Origin of the sequence: Pseudoxanthomonas sp. Soil82, from assembly GCF_040446535.1 — a bacterium.
Taxonomy (GTDB): Bacteria; Pseudomonadota; Gammaproteobacteria; order Xanthomonadales; family Xanthomonadaceae; genus Pseudoxanthomonas; species Pseudoxanthomonas kaohsiungensis.
In genome coordinates this window covers 449,321-463,766 of sequence record NZ_JBEAAK010000004.1, presented here as the reverse complement: position 1 = coordinate 463,766, position 14,446 = coordinate 449,321, and the positions used below count along the sequence as shown (strand labels likewise).

The following is a 14,446-nucleotide window of genomic DNA, read 5'->3' as shown; positions in this document are numbered from 1 at the left end:
CCTGCCCGCGCACCCCGCGGGTGCGCTATCCACATCGGCTTCCCTGCCGTGGGACGCTGGTCTTGTTACGCAGGTGGCAGCCGCGAGCGGCCACCTGCTCAGCGGCGCGCGACGGGCTTGGGCGTGCCGCCAGCCACCGGCTTCGCCGGGGCGGCGCCGGGCTTGGCCGCCTTGGCCGGGGCCCCGACCGCAATCAGGTCGCGGTTGCGCTCCACGGTCTTCAGGCCGATCCCCTTCACCAGGGCCAGCTCGTCGGCGCTCTTGAACGGACCGTTGGCGTTGCGGTGCTCGACGATCGCCTGGGCCTTGGCGGGTCCGATCCCGACCAGCGAGGCCTCCAGCTGGGCGGCATCGGCGCGGTTGATGTCGACCTTGTCGGCGGCGAACGCGCTGCCGGCCAGCAACAGCATCGACAGCAGCAGCGACTTGAACACGAGGAAGAACGGATTCATGGCAACACTCCTTGTTGGAAGACGGATGGCCGCCGCGGAGATCCACCCGCGGGCGGCGCAGCCAGTGTTCCCCGCCGGCAGGTGCGCACCCATCGCCGCAACACCCGCGCAGGGCCGGAGGCCCCCTCGTTCACCTGTAGGAAATTCCCGGGCGCAGGCAGCGGCGTAGAATGGATGCTTCCCTGCTTCCTCCGGATCCGCCATGCCCGCCACCGCCCGGCTCGACCACGCCGCTGCCGAGAACTTCATCGCCCGCAAATGGGATGCCGATATCGTCCCGCAGCTGGTGGACTACATCCGCATCCCCAACAAGTCGCCGATGTTCGACAAGGACTGGCAGGCGAACGGGCACATGGATGCCGCGGTCGCCCTGATGGAGGCGTGGGCCAGGGCGCAGTCGATCCCGGGCCTGCAGGTCGAGGTAGTGCGCCTGGAAGGCCGCACGCCGCTGATCTATGCCGAAGTGCCCGCCAGCGGCGACCAGTCCGGCGACGATACCGTCCTGCTGTACGGACACCTGGACAAGCAGCCGGAAATGACCGGCTGGGACCCCGACCTGGGCCCGTGGATCCCGGTGCTCAAGGGTGACCGGCTCTACGGCCGCGGCGGCGCGGACGACGGCTATGCGATCTTCGGTTCGCTGGCCGCGATCCAGGCGCTGCAGGAACAGGGCGTGCCGCACGCGCGCTGCGTGCTGCTGATCGAGGCCTGCGAGGAATCGGGCAGCTACGACCTGCCCGCCTACGTCGACCACCTGGCATCGCGCATCGGCAAGCCGTCGCTGGTGGTGTGCCTGGATTCGGGCTGCGGCAACTACGAACAGCTGTGGTGCACCACCTCGCTGCGCGGCCTGGCCGGCGGCAACCTGACGGTGAAGGTGCTCAGCGAGGGCGTCCATTCGGGCGACGCCTCCGGCATCGTCCCATCCAGCTTCCGCCTGCTGCGGCAGCTGCTGTCGCGGCTGGAGGACGAGGCCACCGGCCGGATCAAGGTCGAGGGCCTGTACGTCGAGGTGCCGGCCGAGCGCCAGGAGCAGGCGGGGAAGGTCGCCGGCGTGCTGGGGGACGAGGTTTTCAGCAAGTTCCCGTTCCTCGAGGGCATGACCCCGATGTCGGACGACCTGACCGAGCTGGTGCTCAACCGCACCTGGCGCCCGGCGCTGTCGGTGACCGGCGTGGACGGCATGCCGCCGCTGTCGTCGGCCGGCAACGTGCTGCGTCCGCACACCTCGGTGAAGCTATCGCTGCGACTGCCGCCGACGCTGGACGGCAAGCGCGCCGGCGACCTGCTCAAGGAGGTGCTGCTGGCCGATCCGCCGAATGGGGCGACGGTCGAGCTGGACCTGGAGAAGGCCTCCACCGGCTGGAACGCACCGGCACAGTCGCCATGGCTGACCGCCGCGATCGAGGCGGCCTCGCAGGCCGCCTTCGGCAAGCCGGCGATGTACATGGGCGAAGGCGGCACGATCCCGTTCATGGGCATGCTCGGCGAGAAGTTCCCGGGCGCGCAGTTCATGATCACCGGCGTGCTCGGCCCGCATTCCAACGCCCACGGCCCCAACGAGTTCCTGCACATCCCGATGGGCAAGCGCGTCACCCAGTGTGTCTCGCACGTGATCGCCGAGCACTACCAGGCCAGCGTCCGCGGCGAGACCACCGGCGTCGGCGCGGTGGCCGGCGGCCAGGCGCACGGCGACCACGGCTGCTGCTGAGCTCGCCGGCGCCGTGAAGCAGTCCAGGAAGCGCCGGGGGCGACCCGGGGCTTTCCTTTCCACGGCCCGGGAGCGCCGAAGTGCAGCGTCGTCCGCGCAGGGATAAGCTGGGCGCGCCCCCGCGCAACCAACCGGAGCTTCCCGCATGGAACAGATCTTTGGTGGTGGCATCATCTGGACGGTCTTCATCGGCCTGGTCGCCGGCCTGCTGGCGCGCGCCCTCAAGCCGGGCGACGACAAGCTGAGCCTGCTGTGGACCATCGTGCTGGGCATCGCCGGCGCACTGCTGGCCTGGTTCATCGGCGGTGCGGTCGGCTGGTACGCGCCCGGCGAGCCGGCCGGCTTCATCGCCTCGGTGGTCGGCGCGATCGTGCTGCTGTTCCTGTACGGCATGCTGCGCAAGAAGAAGGGCTGACGCCCGCACCACGGCCCAGCCGACCTGGAGAGACCCCGCCCGGCGGGGTCTTTCCGTTTCCGCCGGCCCCGGGTCGGCCGCACCGGACGCACTCGCCTGCCGCCATGCGCCGCGATTACCCTGTGCACCTGTTCCCGACCGATGCACCCATGTCCTCCACCGACCGCGCCGACCAGCGCCTGGCCTGGACCCGCCAGGCCCTGTCCGATCCCACGCTGGAGCTGGAGGTGGCCTCGGCGGACGCCAGCTTCCGCAGTTACTGGCGCACGTCCAGCGGCGGCTCGAGCTGGATCGTCATGGATGCCCCGCCCGGCCGCGAGGACATCGGCCCGTGGCTGGACATCGGCGCGCGCCTGGCGCAGGCCGGCCTGCACACCCCGGCGGTGCGGGCGAGCGATGTCGAGCAGGGCTTCGTGCTGATGGAAGACCTGGGCGATCGCCTGTACCTGCCCGAGCTGGATGCCGGCAGCGCCGACGCGCTGTACGCGCCGGCGATCGACGCGATCCTGTCGATGCAGACCCAGGTGTCCCCCGAGGGCCTGCCCGCGTTCGACGAACCGTGGATGGTGATGGAACTGGAGCTGATGCCCGAATGGTTCCTGCGCCGCCACCTGGGCTTCCTGCCCGAATGCGAGGACTGGGATCCGATCGAGTCCGCGTTCCGTGCCATCCTCAATGCCGCACATGCGCAGCCGCAGTGCTTCATGCACCGCGACTTCCATTCGCGCAACCTGCTGGTCGTGGCCGACAACATGCCCGGGGTGATCGATTTCCAGGGCGCGATGCGCGGCCCGCTCGCCTACGACCTGGCCTCGCTGCTGCGCGACTGCTACATCGCCTGGCCCGCGGAGCGGGTGGCGGCCTGGTGCGAGGACTACCGTCGGCGCGCGGTGGCGCTTGGCCTGACCGACGCCGGACAGGACGAGTTCGCGCGCTGGTTCGACATGGTCGGCCTGCAGCGGCACATCAAGGTGCTCGGCATCTTCTGCCGGCTCGCCTACCGCGACGGCAAGCCGGGCTACCTGGCCGACCTGCCCCTGGTGTGGCAATACGTGCGGGACGTCGGCAACCGCCACCAGGAGATCCGGCCGATGATCGGACTGCTCGAGCGCGCCATTGGCGGCCTCGACGTCACCCGGCCGCGCGGGGATTGACATGCGCGCCCTGGTCTTCGCCGCCGGCCTGGGCGAGCGCATGCGCCCGCTCACCGACCACACGCCCAAGCCGTTGCTGGAAGCTGGCGGCAAGCCGCTGGTCGCCTGGCACCTGGAGAAACTCGCCGCGATGGGCGTGACCGAGGTCGTGGTCAACACCTCGTGGCTGGCGCACCGCTTCCCGGAGGTGCTCGGCGATGGCTCGCGCTGGGGCATGCGCCTCCACTACAGCTACGAAGGCCCGGCACCGCTGGAAACCGGCGGCGGCATGCTGCATGCGCTGCCATTGCTGGGCGAGGCGCCCTTCCTCGCCGTCAACGGCGACATCTGGACGGACTGCGACTTCGCCGCGCTGCCGCGCGAGCCGCGTGGCGATGCGCACCTGGTGCTGGTCGACAACCCTGCGCACCATCCTTTGGGCGACTTCTCCCTGGAGGCGAGCGGTGGCGTCTCCGCCGTCGGCGCGGCGCGCCTTACCTACTCGGGCATCGGCGTCTACCGCGCCGGCGTGCTCCTGGACTGGCGCGATACCGTGGAGGGCGAGCCGGGCGCGCCGCCGCGCTTCCGTCTCGCGCCGCTGCTGCGCAGGGCCATGGCCCGGGGCGCGGTGACCGGCGAGCACCATGCAGGCCAGTGGACCGACGTCGGCACGCCCGAACGCCTGGCCGAGCTGGACCGCCAGCTGCGCGCGATGCCGGGCTGAGTGCGACGGAACCGCCGTCCCGCCCGTACCACCTGTCAATGGACGAAGCCGCGAAGGACGAAACCACCGAACCGGCGTTGCTGCGCCGCGCCCGTCGCGGCGACGAAACCGCGTTCGAAGCGCTGTACCACGGCCATGCGCGCGCCATCCATGCCCTGGCCTTCCGCCTGACAGGCGACGCGGCCGCAGCGGAAGACATCGTCCAGGACACCTTCCTGCGCATGTTCGGCTTCCTGTCGGGCCTGCGCGAAGACACCCCGCTGCGTCCGTGGCTCAAGCGCGTGGCCGCCAACCTGGCGATCGACCGCCTGCGCCGCGGCCGCCACCACGCCGACGACGATGCGTTGTTGCACGCCCCGGACGACGGGCCGTCGCCGGCGACGGTGGCCGAAGCCGATGGGCTGTTGCGACGGTTGCCACCCGTCGCACGTACCTTGGTCTGGCTGCACGAGATGGAAGGCTGGTCGCACGAGGAGCTGGCGCACCGCTTCGGACGCAGTCCCAGCTGGTCCAAATCGATCCTCTCGCGCTCGTTGTCGCGGCTGCGCGGACACCTGGAACCGGGAGCAGGCAATGAACGATCCTGACCAACTCCAGCGCCTGCTGGAAAGCATGCCCGAAGCGCCCGTCCCGGATTCGCTGTGGCCACGGGTCCGCGAGCAGCGTCGCCGGCAGTTGCGCCGGCGACGCATCGGCACCGGCCTGGCTTCGACCGCGCTGGCGGCATTGCTGCTGGTGTCCGCCTGGCCGGACCGGCCCACGCGGTCGCCCGATCCGGCCGCGCACCCGCCCGTCCTTGCCGGGCACGGCACCGACGAGCGGGTGCGCGCGCTCGACCAGGCGCTGCAGACGGCCTACGAGCGTGGTGCCAGCGACGACGAAGTGGCACCCCTGTGGGAGGCGCGCCGTGCCCTGCTCGTTCAGCACCACGCGCCGCGCGACGGCGCCTCGAACGTCAACGACATCTGAAACGGAGATCACCATGCGCCAGGGCCCTCGCCGGCGGCTTCTGCGGATCACCCTGGCCTTGGCGCTGGGAGTGGCCGGGCCTGTCCACGCGCAGGCAGGCATCGTGCCGGCGCTGGCGCCTGCGCTCGATCCGGACACGCCCGGCGCCGACGAGGCCTGCGGCATCGTCGGCGCCGGCACGGCCGCCACGCCCGAGAGCATGGACATCTATCCCGGCCACATCATGCAGATCAACGGCGAACGGCCGCGCATGGTACGAGAGGGCTACCGCCTGCAGCCGGGCAAGCACCTGCTGGTCGTGGCCGAGGCGATCCCGCGCGCCCACCTGGGCACCGCGCAACAGGCCCAGATCGACAAGATGCGGCGGCGCAAGGATTTCACCGGCTACTTCAAGCCCCTGCTGGTGGATGTGCGCGCCGACACGCTGCAACGCGTAGGCGTCCGCCTGCACCGCGACCACCTGGACACCGGCTCCATCCGCGACAACGCGTACTGGGAGCCGGTGGTCTGGGAAGAAGTGCCGCGCGAATGCCGCTGAGGGGAAACGCGATGACCAGCCAACCCTCCTCGCGGCCGTGCCCGCTTCCCCGCCGCAAGACCGGCGAAGACCGGATGCGATGGCACGCAGGCCTGTCCAGGGCCTGCCTGCTGGCCCTGCTGTGCGGGTGCGGCATGGTCGCCGGCCAGGCGGTGGCGCAGACGGCACGCCAGGCGACTGCCGCCGCGTTCGACCTCGGCGCGGTGATCGACGTACGTCGGTCCGATCCCGCCGGCCTGCGGGTGCTGGCGGTTACCCCGGGCGCTGCGGCCGAACGCGCGGGATTGCGCGCGGGAGACCGGCTGCAATCGATCAACGGGCAGGCACTGGCCGGCGTGGCGCGGCCGGCCGAGGCGTTGAGCCGTGCACTCGCTGCCGGCAATGGCGGCCTGGACGTGGAACTGGTGCGCGGCGGCCAGCCGATGCGGATCACCGGCACGGCGGACCCGCGCCGCGCGCCGGCCGGTACCCGCTGCGGCAAGGTCGTCGCCACGATCGAGGGCCTGCCGGCGAGCAGCGACGTACGCGCGCTGGACATCACCCAGATCGAGGGCCGCAGCGTGCCGCTGCCCGGCGGACAGCGCCATGCCGTGCCGGCCGGCACCCGCGCGATCATCACCCGCGAGCGCGTCCCGCAGCCGGCGACGCGTCCGTTGTCCACCTACCAGTCGAAGGCCTTCGTGCTGGAGATCGAACCGGACACGACCTACTACGTCGGCGCAAAGCCCGTCGCCGGCGCGGGATGGGTTCCGTTCGTATGGCAATCGCTCAAGGAAGCATGCCCTTGACCCGGCCCCTGCACCCGAACCACGTGCCCGGCGACACTTCACACCGGCTTAAGGCGAACAACGCTCCGATCGCCGGCACGCATGAACTGTCCGATGCCTCTGTCGGCCCATTCCACCGATCCGGAGACGACCATGAAACGCTTCGCGGTATTGTCGGTGCTGTTCCTCGCCTGCGCGGCCAGTGCCAACCCCAGTCCGCCTGCTGCCCCGCCCTCGGCCGCCCAGGCCACGCCGGCACCCAATCCGCCCGCGGTTTCGGCCGATCCGGCCAGCGTTTGCGGTTACGTCACCGACGGGCAGGGCGAAACGCCCACCAGCCAGGACATCTTCCCCGTCGATATCACCCAGATCGACGGGAAGAGCACGCCACTGCGGCCGGAGAACCGCTACCGCACCAAGCCGGGCACGCGCGTGCTCACGCTCAGCGATGCGATTCCACCGCATGACCTGCCCGCCGCGGCCATCGCGCAGATCGAGAAGATGAAGCGCCTCAAGGAGCAGCGCGCCTACAAGAAGCTTGAGGTGGAGGTGAAGCCGGGCGTGATCTATGCGGTCGGCGCACGCCTGCTGCGCGACAGGCTCGACGTCGACAGCATCCACGACAACGCCTACTGGGAGCCGGTGGTATGGGACCAGCGGGCGCAGCCGTGCAAGTGAACGGCCGCCGCTGACGGCCGTTCCGGCGCGTTCCAGCTTGCTGGTTCGCATTGCCTGCCCCGCGCGTGCCCGATCGGGCGATGCGCACGAAACGGAGAAAAGCCCCATGTTGCGTCCCATCCTGATCGCTTCGCTGCTGCTGGCGGGTCATGCCCATGCCAGCGGAAACCCGCCTGCGCCGGCAGTCGGTGCCGCGGGCAGTACATGTGGCTACGTCACCGACCAGCGCGCCACCATCCCCAAGAGCCAGGACATCTTCCCGGTCGAGATCACCCGCATCGATGGACGCAGCACGCCCCTGGATTCGCGCAACCGCCATTCGGTGCAGCCGGGAGAGCGCGTGCTCACCGTCACCGACCACATCGACCCGCACCGGCTGCCCGGTGCGGCGGTCTCGCAGATCGCGAAGATGAAGCGCCTCGAGCTGCAGCGTGCGTACAAGCCGTTCACGGTCAAGGTGGAGCCTGGCGTGAGCTATGCGGTCGGCGCGCGGCTGCTGCGCGACCGCCTCGATGTGCAAAGCATCCGTGACAACGCCTACTGGGAACCCGTGGTCTGGGAGGAGCGCGCCGAACCCTGCCCCTGAGCGGCGGCAGGACAGTCGCCTGCGGACGGGCCGAGCAGGCCCGCCGCATTGGCCCCAAGGCCTATTTCCCGCATCCCGTTTTCAGGCGAAATTGCGCCGTCTGGCGCGGATGGACGACGCCGCGCCCACGCTGCTGGACCATCCGTCCGGAGAACGACCATGTTGCGCATGCCCCTGTTGGCGACCGTCCTGCTCGCCTCCACCGCCTTCGCCGGTCCACAGGCCGCCACGACGGCCAGCGCGCCGCCAGCCAGCCCCGCCGCGGCCGCGCCGCCGGAGGTTCCTTCCGATCCGTCCAGCACGTGCGCCTATGTCACGGTGAGCCAGGGCGAGATCCCCGAAAGCCGCGACATCTTCGACGCCACGATCACCCAGATCGACGGCAAGAGCACGCCGTCGGGCCGCCGGAACCGGTACCCGGTCGAACCCGGGGCGCACGTGCTGACCATCGCCGACCGGATCGACCCCAAGCGCGTGCCGGCCGCGGCGAACGCGCAGATTTCGAAGATGAAGCGGCTCGAGCAGCAGCGCGCGTACAAGAAGGTCGAGCTCGACGTGCAACCCGGTGTCAGCTACGCGATCGGGGCGAAGCTGCTGCGCGACCGGCTCGACGCCGACAGCATCCGCGACAACGCCTACTGGGAGCCGGTGGTCTGGGACATGCGCCCCGAACACTGCCCGTGATGCCATCGCCGCATGCCCGCACCGCCGGGCTCAGGCGGCGCCGGACAGCATCCGGCGCAGGAACGGCACGGTGACGCGGCGCTGCGCGGCCAGCGATTCGCGGTCGATGCGATCGAGCAGGGCAAGCAGCTGGACCAGGTCGCGACCGGTGCGCGTGAGCAGCCAGTCGATCGCGGCCTCTTCCAGTACCAGGCCGCGCCGAAGCGCGCGGTCGCGCAGGACCCTGCGGCGGCCGTCGTCGTCCAGCGGCCCGAGTACGACGCGCGCGCACTGCCCCAGCCGCGAGCGCAGGTCGGGCAGCGCCAGCGGCAACGCCGCCGGCGGCGCGGCCGCCAGGTAGACCACGCCGCGCCCGGCGGCACGCGCACGGTTGTGGAAGTCGAACAGCGCCACCTCGTCGGTGCGGTCGCCGGCAACGGCGTCGAGGCCGTCCAGCGCGACCACGTCGGCGCGATCGAGCGCCTCGAGCGCATCGCCCAGGCGCCCGGCGGCGGCACGCAGCGGCAGGTAGGCGGCGCGACGACCGGCCTGCTCGGCTTCGGCGCACACCGCCAGGCCCAGGTGGGTCTTGCCGGTGCCCGGGCCCCCTTCGACGTAGAGCCAGTCCGCGCCCGCCTCGCGCGCCAGCGCGCGCAGCTGGGCGATCGCGCCGGGCGGGGCGTCGACGAAGCTTTCCAGCCGCTGGTCGGGTGGATAGCGCAACGACAGCGGCAGCTGGGGCGTGGCCCCGGGGGTCCCGCTCACGACTGTTCCGGTTCCCGCCGCGCGGCCTCGGCGACCGACCCCGGATCGACGTAGGAGTCGAGCACGATCGGCACGTGTTCGCCCGCGTACAGCTCGCTCTCGCGGTAGCGTTCCTTCGCGAACCGCAGCAGCACGTTGGCCACCGCCGCCACCGGCAGCGCCAGCAGCATGCCGAGGAAGCCGAACAGCTGGCCGCCGGCCATGATCGCGAAGATCACCGCCATCGGGTGCAGGCCGATCTTGTCGCCGACAATGCGCGGGGTCAGCACGTAGCTCTCGAGCATCTGGCCGACGGTGAACACCACGCCGACCAGGACCAGCAACTGCAGGTCGAATCCCTGCGACTGGACCAGCGCGGCCACGACGGCCAGGACCACGCCGGTGGTTGCGCCCAGGTACGGGATGAAGCTGATCAATCCGGCGACCAAGCCGATCAGCAGGCCCAGCTTGAGCCCGACCAGCGACAGGCCGGCCGCGTAGATCACGCCCAGCGCGATCATCACCACGAACTGGCCGCGCAGGAACGCGCCGAGCACGTCGTTGGACTCGCGCGCCAGCCGGGTCACGGTGCCGATGTGGTCGCGCGGGATCAGCGCGGCCACGCGGTCCACCAGCATGTCCCAGTCGCGCAGGAAGTAGAAGGTCAGGATCGGCAGCAGCACGATGTTGGCGACCCAGGCCAGCATCGCCACGCCCGAGCGCGAGACGTAGCCGAACACGGCCGCGGCGACCCCGCCGGCCTGTGCCCAGTGGCTCTTTACCCACTCGGTGATGCGCTCGCTGTCGAGCCAGCCGATCAGGTCCAGCCCGGTCTTCTGCTCCAGCCACGGCAGCGCGGTCTGCAGGATCCAGTCGCGGTACTCGGGCGCCGCTTCGATCAGGGTCACGACCTGCCGCTCCAGCAGCGGCACCAGGATCAGCAGCGCCAGCACCACCACCAGCACCATCGCGCCGAACACCAGGGCGACGGCCAGGTTGCGCGACAGGCCGCGGCGCTGCAGGCGGTCGACCAGCGGGTCGCCGAGCCAGCCCAGCAGGGCGCCGAGCACGAACGGCGTGAGGATCGGCGCCAGCATCCATACCAGCCACACCGCCACCGACACCACCGCCAGCCACCTCAGCTGGCGCAGGAATCGCGCGATCTCGTACTCCGGCGCCTCGTTCATCGGATCCTGCCCATCGAAACGTCATTCATCGAATGCGGTACTCCATCGGTACGCCTTCCACCGCCACCACCGGCGCGTCGGCACCGAGCATGCGCTGGAACCCGGCCATGCCGGTGAGCAGGTCCAGGTCGAACTCCACGCGCTGGCCGTCGGCGCGGGCCGGGGCGATCCGCCGCACCACCGGCATCTTCTGCAGCATCGCCGACACGCGCAGGTAGTCCTCGGCGTTGCGCAGGCCGGTGAAGGCCACCCGGTAGGTGCCGGCGGGTTCGGACGGGGGCACCTTGGCGTAGCGCTGCACCAGCGCGTCGGCCGCCACGTCGGCGCCGCTGGCGATGGCCCGCCGCGCATCGCCGTCGCTGACCGAGCGGGTCGCCAGCACGCGCCCGGAGTCGACGAAGGTCCAGTCGGCGGTCCAGCCCGCGCCGCTGCGGTAGAGCTTGCCGATCAGCTGCATCGGCGGGCTGTAGCGGGCCGAGGCGCGGGCCACGGCGGCGGGATCGTTGCGCCAGATCGCGCCGACGGCGGCCTGCTCGGCCGCGCCGCCGGACGGCAGGCCGAGGCGGTAGCCGCGGTCCTGGGCGCGATCGAGCACGCTGCGCGCCGCGTTGACCTGGCCGGTCGTGAGCAGGCGCGGGCCGCTGCCATCGTCGATCGCCAGCCACAGCACCGGCTTGGGCCGCGGCTGCGCCCAGACCGGCAGGCCGAGCGCGGCGACCATCGTGTCCACCGCCTCCGGGACGAAGCGCACGACCAGCATGGTCCTGAAGGTCGGCGCACCGGCCGGCGACAGGCCCTGGTCCTGGCGGAAGTCGTAGCTGTCCACGTAGCCGCGGGCATTGCGCAGCTCCTGCGCCACGCCCGGCCGGTTGACCACGCCGGCATCGCCGGAGAGCTTCTCCAGCACCTGCGCCAATGCGCGGGCGTAGCCGGCCTCGCGCGCCTGCTCGGTCTGGCTGTTGACCGGCACCTCGGCCGCGTACAGGCCCTGCGCGCTGGCGACGTCGCCTTCCGTGCGCAGCGCCTCCTGGGCATGGACCGGCGCGAGGACGGCCGCCAGCAGGCACAGCCCGGCGAGGGCGATAAGCGGGAACCGGATGCTCGGGGCACGGCTTGCGCGCATGCGGGGTCCTCAGGGGCGGTCGATGCCGGAATTGTTGCGCGAATGCCGTCAGTGCGCCAATCACGCGCCGGCGCAGGAGCGGCTGCAGGCCCGGGAGGACGGGCCGGCCGCAGGCCCGGCTGGTAGAATCCGCTCCCCGATCCCCGCCGCAGGCCCTGCACGTGAGCCAGACCCCCACGCCCGCCCCCCTGACCTACCGCGACGCGGGCGTGGACATCGACGCCGGCAACGAGGTGGTCGAGCGGATCAAGCCGCTGGTCAAGCGCAGCTTCCGCCCGGAGGTGATGGGCGGCCTCGGTGGTTTCGGCGCGCTGTTCGACCTGTCGAACAAGTACCGCGAGCCGGTGCTGGTCTCGGGCACCGACGGCGTCGGCACCAAGCTCAAGCTGGCCCAGCAGCTGGGCCGGCACGACACCATCGGCATCGACCTGGTCGGCATGTGCGTCAACGACATCCTGGTCCAGGGCGCCGAGCCGCTGTTCTTCCTGGACTACTTCGCCACCGGCAAGCTGGACGTGGAGACCACCGTGGCCGTGGTCGGCGGGATCGCCGCCGGCTGCACCGAGTCCGGATGCGCCCTGATCGGCGGCGAGACCGCCGAGATGCCCGACATGTACCCGCCTGGCGAGTACGACCTGGCCGGCTTCGCGGTCGGCGCGGTGGAGAAATCGCAGCTGCTGGACGGCGCGAAGGTGCGCAAGGGCGACGTGTTGCTCGGCATCGCCTCCTCCGGCCCGCACTCCAACGGCTATTCGCTGATCCGCCGGATCTACGACCGCGCAGGCCGCCCGGCGGACCTGCAGGTCGGCGGCGTGGCCCTGGCCGACGCGCTCATGGCGCCGACCCGGCTGTACGTGAAGCCGGTGCTGGCGCTGCTGCGCGAACACGGCGAGTCGATCCACGCCATGGCCCACATCACCGGCGGCGGCCTGACCGAGAACATCATCCGCGTGATCCCCGACGGCCTGGGCCTGCGGATCGAGGCGTCCGCGATCGTGCTGCCGCCGGTGTTCGACTGGCTGCAGCGCGAAGGGGCGGTGGCCGACGCGGAGATGTGGCGCACCTTCAACTGCGGCGTCGGCTTCGTGCTGGTGGTCCCGCAGGCGGCGATGGCGGCCGTGTCCTCCAGCCTCGACGCGCAGGGGCTGGCCCATCGCGCGATCGGCCAGGTCGTGGACGCCGGCGACGGCGAACGCGTCCACATCGGCTGACCCGCGCCAGATGACCCGCGCGAGCGGAGGCAAGCCGCGCCTGGCGGTGCTGGCGTCCGGTCGCGGCAGCAACCTGCAGGCGGTGCTCGACGCCATCGCCACCGGCCACCTGCAGGCGGAAGTGACCGGCGTGTTCTCCGACCGGCCCGGCGCGCCGGCGCTGGAGCGCGTGCCGCCGGCGCTGCGCTGGAGCGGGCGGCCGCGCGACTACCCGGACCGCGCCGCGTTCGATGCGGCCCTCGCCGCGGCCGTAGAGGCCAGCAGGCCGGACTGGGTGTTCTGCGCCGGCTACATGCGCATCCTCGGCGATGCCTTCGTGCGCCAGTTCGACGGTCGCCTGCTCAACGTGCATCCCTCGCTGCTGCCCCGCTACAAGGGCCTGCACACCCACGCCCGCGCGCTGGAGGCCGGCGATGCCGAACACGGCGCCAGCGTGCACTTCGTGGTGCCCGAACTGGATGCGGGCGCGGTCGTGTCCCAGGTACGGATTCCGGTGCTGCCCGGCGATGCGCCCGAAACGCTGGCCGCGCGGCTGCTGCCACGCGAACACGCGCTGGTGGTGGCGACGCTGGCCCTGGCCACCGCCGGCCGCCTGGCTGAACAGGGCGGTCAGGTCCGGCTCGATGGTCAGACCCTGTTTAGTCCGCTGGCACTAGATTCCGCCGGGAGCCTGCGCCCGGAATCACGCAGCTGACACCGCTTTCCGGGCATGCTGGACCCGCCATCCGAAGCCTGTTCCCCATGCCCCCCTTCCCGCCGCTTCCGCGCCTGCCGCTGTTCGCCTTCTGCCTGGCCCTGGCCGGGCCCCTGTGCGCGCAGGAAGCGGCACCCGTCCCGGCCCCGGCGGTCGCGGCCGAAACGGTGGCGGCACCGGCCGAGCGCCAGGCGCCGACCCTGGAACCGTTCCTGGCGACCTACGAAGCGCTCTACCAGGGCAAGCCCGCGGGCAGCGCGACCATGCAACTGGTGCGCGGCGACGGCCCCGGCCGCTGGCGTATCGACCTGACCATCCACGGCGAACGCGGCATCGCAGGCCTGGCACGACTGAACCTGCAGCAGAGCACGGTGTTCGACCTGCATGAAGGCGAATACCGACCGCTGACCCAGGCCACCGCGCGCAAGGCGATGCTGTTCGGCAAGGAAGTCAGCGGCGTCTACGACTGGTCTACGATGCAGGCGCACTGGCAGGGCGACCTGAAGAAGGAGCGCCGCCGTCCCCTGCCGCTGCAGGCCGGCGACATGAGCGCCCTGCTGATCAACCTGGCCATCATGCGCGACGCCGTGCCGGGCGCGACCCTGAACTACCGCATGGTCGACCTGGGGCGCGCGCGCGACTACGTGTACCAGGCCGCGGGCGAACCGGAGATCATGGCCGTTGGCGACATGAGCTACGACGCGCTGCGCGTGGCTCGCACGTCCAGCGACGGCGACCAGACCGTGCTGTGGGTCGCCAGCGGCGTACCCACGCCGATCCGCATCCTGCAACGCAAGGACGGCGAAGACGAAATCGACCTGCGACTGGTCGAATACCGAGGAGTGTAGAAA

General features: G+C 71.3%; 18 protein-coding genes. 14 read left to right on the top strand and 4 right to left on the bottom strand.

What is annotated here, in order from left to right:
* Positions 1-98: 98 nt before the first annotated feature.
* Positions 99-452: a ComEA family DNA-binding protein gene (locus tag ABKA19_RS13470; protein ID WP_353689327.1), complete on the bottom strand. Its 354-nt coding sequence runs from the start codon at positions 450-452 to the stop codon at positions 99-101.
* A 202-nt stretch (positions 453-654) separates the two neighbouring features.
* Here ABKA19_RS13470 and ABKA19_RS13465 point away from each other — a divergent pair, with 202 nt between their 5' ends.
* The 11 genes from ABKA19_RS13465 (at position 655) to ABKA19_RS13415 (ending at position 8,657) form a co-directional block, all read left to right on the top strand.
* Positions 655-2,163 (top strand): M20 family metallopeptidase, encoded by a 1,509-nt coding sequence (locus ABKA19_RS13465; protein ID WP_353689326.1) that lies wholly within the window; start codon positions 655-657, stop codon positions 2,161-2,163.
* Positions 2,164-2,308: 145 nt separating this feature from the next.
* Positions 2,309-2,578: a GlsB/YeaQ/YmgE family stress response membrane protein gene (locus tag ABKA19_RS13460; RefSeq protein ID WP_353689325.1), complete on the top strand. Its 270-nt coding sequence runs from the start codon at positions 2,309-2,311 to the stop codon at positions 2,576-2,578.
* Between the two features lie 149 nt (positions 2,579-2,727).
* Positions 2,728-3,732, top strand: a complete 1,005-nt coding sequence (locus ABKA19_RS13455) for an aminoglycoside phosphotransferase family protein (RefSeq protein ID WP_353689324.1) — start codon at positions 2,728-2,730, stop codon at positions 3,730-3,732.
* Position 3,733: 1 nt separating this feature from the next.
* Positions 3,734-4,435 (top strand): N-acetylmuramate alpha-1-phosphate uridylyltransferase MurU, encoded by a 702-nt coding sequence (gene murU, locus ABKA19_RS13450; protein WP_353689323.1) that lies wholly within the window; start codon positions 3,734-3,736, stop codon positions 4,433-4,435.
* A 38-nt stretch (positions 4,436-4,473) separates the two neighbouring features.
* Positions 4,474-5,022, top strand: coding sequence for an RNA polymerase sigma factor (locus ABKA19_RS13445; RefSeq protein ID WP_353689322.1), 549 nt, complete (start codon positions 4,474-4,476; stop codon positions 5,020-5,022).
* Positions 5,009-5,404 carry a hypothetical protein gene (locus tag ABKA19_RS13440; RefSeq protein ID WP_353689321.1) on the top strand — a complete coding sequence of 132 codons (396 nt, stop codon included), beginning with the start codon at positions 5,009-5,011 and terminating at the stop codon, positions 5,402-5,404. Before ABKA19_RS13445 ends, ABKA19_RS13440 begins: the two co-directional genes overlap by 14 nt.
* Before the next feature lie 13 nt (positions 5,405-5,417).
* A complete protein-coding gene (locus tag ABKA19_RS13435) occupies positions 5,418-5,942 on the top strand; it encodes a hypothetical protein (protein ID WP_353689320.1) in 525 nt (174 codons plus the stop codon).
* Between the two features lie 74 nt (positions 5,943-6,016).
* A complete protein-coding gene (locus tag ABKA19_RS13430; RefSeq protein ID WP_353689319.1) occupies positions 6,017-6,730 on the top strand; it encodes a PDZ domain-containing protein in 714 nt (237 codons plus the stop codon).
* A 132-nt stretch (positions 6,731-6,862) separates the two neighbouring features.
* Positions 6,863-7,387 carry a hypothetical protein gene (locus ABKA19_RS13425; protein WP_353689318.1) on the top strand — a complete coding sequence of 175 codons (525 nt, stop codon included), beginning with the start codon at positions 6,863-6,865 and terminating at the stop codon, positions 7,385-7,387.
* A gap of 106 nt (positions 7,388-7,493) precedes the next feature.
* A complete protein-coding gene (locus ABKA19_RS13420) occupies positions 7,494-7,973 on the top strand; it encodes a hypothetical protein (protein ID WP_353689317.1) in 480 nt (159 codons plus the stop codon).
* Positions 7,974-8,132: 159 nt separating this feature from the next.
* On the top strand, positions 8,133-8,657 hold the full coding sequence (locus ABKA19_RS13415; RefSeq protein ID WP_353689316.1) for a hypothetical protein: 525 nt from the start codon (positions 8,133-8,135) through the stop codon (positions 8,655-8,657).
* 30 nt (positions 8,658-8,687) lie between these two features.
* Here ABKA19_RS13415 and hda read toward each other — a convergent pair whose 3' ends face one another.
* The 3 genes from hda to ABKA19_RS13400 are packed head-to-tail and all read right to left on the bottom strand — an operon-like array spanning position 8,688 to position 11,690.
* A complete protein-coding gene (gene hda / locus ABKA19_RS13410) occupies positions 8,688-9,401 on the bottom strand; it encodes a DnaA regulatory inactivator Hda (RefSeq protein WP_353689315.1) in 714 nt (237 codons plus the stop codon).
* Positions 9,398-10,567 carry an AI-2E family transporter gene (locus ABKA19_RS13405; protein ID WP_353689314.1) on the bottom strand — a complete coding sequence of 390 codons (1,170 nt, stop codon included), beginning with the start codon at positions 10,565-10,567 and terminating at the stop codon, positions 9,398-9,400. The genes hda and ABKA19_RS13405 overlap by 4 nt, the downstream gene beginning before the upstream one ends.
* 25 nt (positions 10,568-10,592) lie before the next feature.
* Positions 10,593-11,690, bottom strand: coding sequence for a DUF2066 domain-containing protein (locus tag ABKA19_RS13400; RefSeq protein WP_162377583.1), 1,098 nt, complete (start codon positions 11,688-11,690; stop codon positions 10,593-10,595).
* A gap of 161 nt (positions 11,691-11,851) precedes the next feature.
* On the opposite strand from ABKA19_RS13400, the gene purM reads away from it, so the two are divergent.
* The 3 genes from purM to ABKA19_RS13385 are packed head-to-tail and all read left to right on the top strand — an operon-like array spanning position 11,852 to position 14,443.
* Positions 11,852-12,901, top strand: a complete 1,050-nt coding sequence (purM, locus tag ABKA19_RS13395) for a phosphoribosylformylglycinamidine cyclo-ligase (protein ID WP_353689313.1) — start codon at positions 11,852-11,854, stop codon at positions 12,899-12,901.
* A 10-nt stretch (positions 12,902-12,911) separates the two neighbouring features.
* Positions 12,912-13,595 (top strand): phosphoribosylglycinamide formyltransferase, encoded by a 684-nt coding sequence (purN, locus tag ABKA19_RS13390; protein WP_353689312.1) that lies wholly within the window; start codon positions 12,912-12,914, stop codon positions 13,593-13,595.
* Between the two features lie 47 nt (positions 13,596-13,642).
* Positions 13,643-14,443: a DUF3108 domain-containing protein gene (locus tag ABKA19_RS13385; RefSeq protein WP_353689311.1), complete on the top strand. Its 801-nt coding sequence runs from the start codon at positions 13,643-13,645 to the stop codon at positions 14,441-14,443.
* Positions 14,444-14,446 lie beyond the last annotated feature (3 nt).

What these genes read in the sequence shown, in the direction of transcription:
- ABKA19_RS13470 (WP_353689327.1), bottom strand. Translation starts at nt 452, where the DNA reads ATGAATCCGTTCTTCCTCGTGTTCAAGTCGCTGCTGCTGTCGATGCTG.
- ABKA19_RS13465 (WP_353689326.1), top strand. Translation starts at nt 655, where the DNA reads ATGCCCGCCACCGCCCGGCTCGACCACGCCGCTGCCGAGAACTTCATC.
- ABKA19_RS13460 (WP_353689325.1), top strand. Translation starts at nt 2,309, where the DNA reads ATGGAACAGATCTTTGGTGGTGGCATCATCTGGACGGTCTTCATCGGC.
- ABKA19_RS13455 (WP_353689324.1), top strand. Translation starts at nt 2,728, where the DNA reads ATGTCCTCCACCGACCGCGCCGACCAGCGCCTGGCCTGGACCCGCCAG.
- murU (WP_353689323.1), top strand. Translation starts at nt 3,734, where the DNA reads ATGCGCGCCCTGGTCTTCGCCGCCGGCCTGGGCGAGCGCATGCGCCCG.
- ABKA19_RS13445 (WP_353689322.1), top strand. Translation starts at nt 4,474, where the DNA reads ATGGACGAAGCCGCGAAGGACGAAACCACCGAACCGGCGTTGCTGCGC.
- ABKA19_RS13440 (WP_353689321.1), top strand. Translation starts at nt 5,009, where the DNA reads ATGAACGATCCTGACCAACTCCAGCGCCTGCTGGAAAGCATGCCCGAA.
- ABKA19_RS13435 (WP_353689320.1), top strand. Translation starts at nt 5,418, where the DNA reads ATGCGCCAGGGCCCTCGCCGGCGGCTTCTGCGGATCACCCTGGCCTTG.
- ABKA19_RS13430 (WP_353689319.1), top strand. Translation starts at nt 6,017, where the DNA reads ATGCGATGGCACGCAGGCCTGTCCAGGGCCTGCCTGCTGGCCCTGCTG.
- ABKA19_RS13425 (WP_353689318.1), top strand. Translation starts at nt 6,863, where the DNA reads ATGAAACGCTTCGCGGTATTGTCGGTGCTGTTCCTCGCCTGCGCGGCC.
- ABKA19_RS13420 (WP_353689317.1), top strand. Translation starts at nt 7,494, where the DNA reads ATGTTGCGTCCCATCCTGATCGCTTCGCTGCTGCTGGCGGGTCATGCC.
- ABKA19_RS13415 (WP_353689316.1), top strand. Translation starts at nt 8,133, where the DNA reads ATGTTGCGCATGCCCCTGTTGGCGACCGTCCTGCTCGCCTCCACCGCC.
- ABKA19_RS13405 (WP_353689314.1), bottom strand. Translation starts at nt 10,567, where the DNA reads ATGAACGAGGCGCCGGAGTACGAGATCGCGCGATTCCTGCGCCAGCTG.
- ABKA19_RS13400 (WP_162377583.1), bottom strand. Translation starts at nt 11,690, where the DNA reads ATGCGCGCAAGCCGTGCCCCGAGCATCCGGTTCCCGCTTATCGCCCTC.
- purN (WP_353689312.1), top strand. Translation starts at nt 12,912, where the DNA reads ATGACCCGCGCGAGCGGAGGCAAGCCGCGCCTGGCGGTGCTGGCGTCC.
- ABKA19_RS13385 (WP_353689311.1), top strand. Translation starts at nt 13,643, where the DNA reads ATGCCCCCCTTCCCGCCGCTTCCGCGCCTGCCGCTGTTCGCCTTCTGC.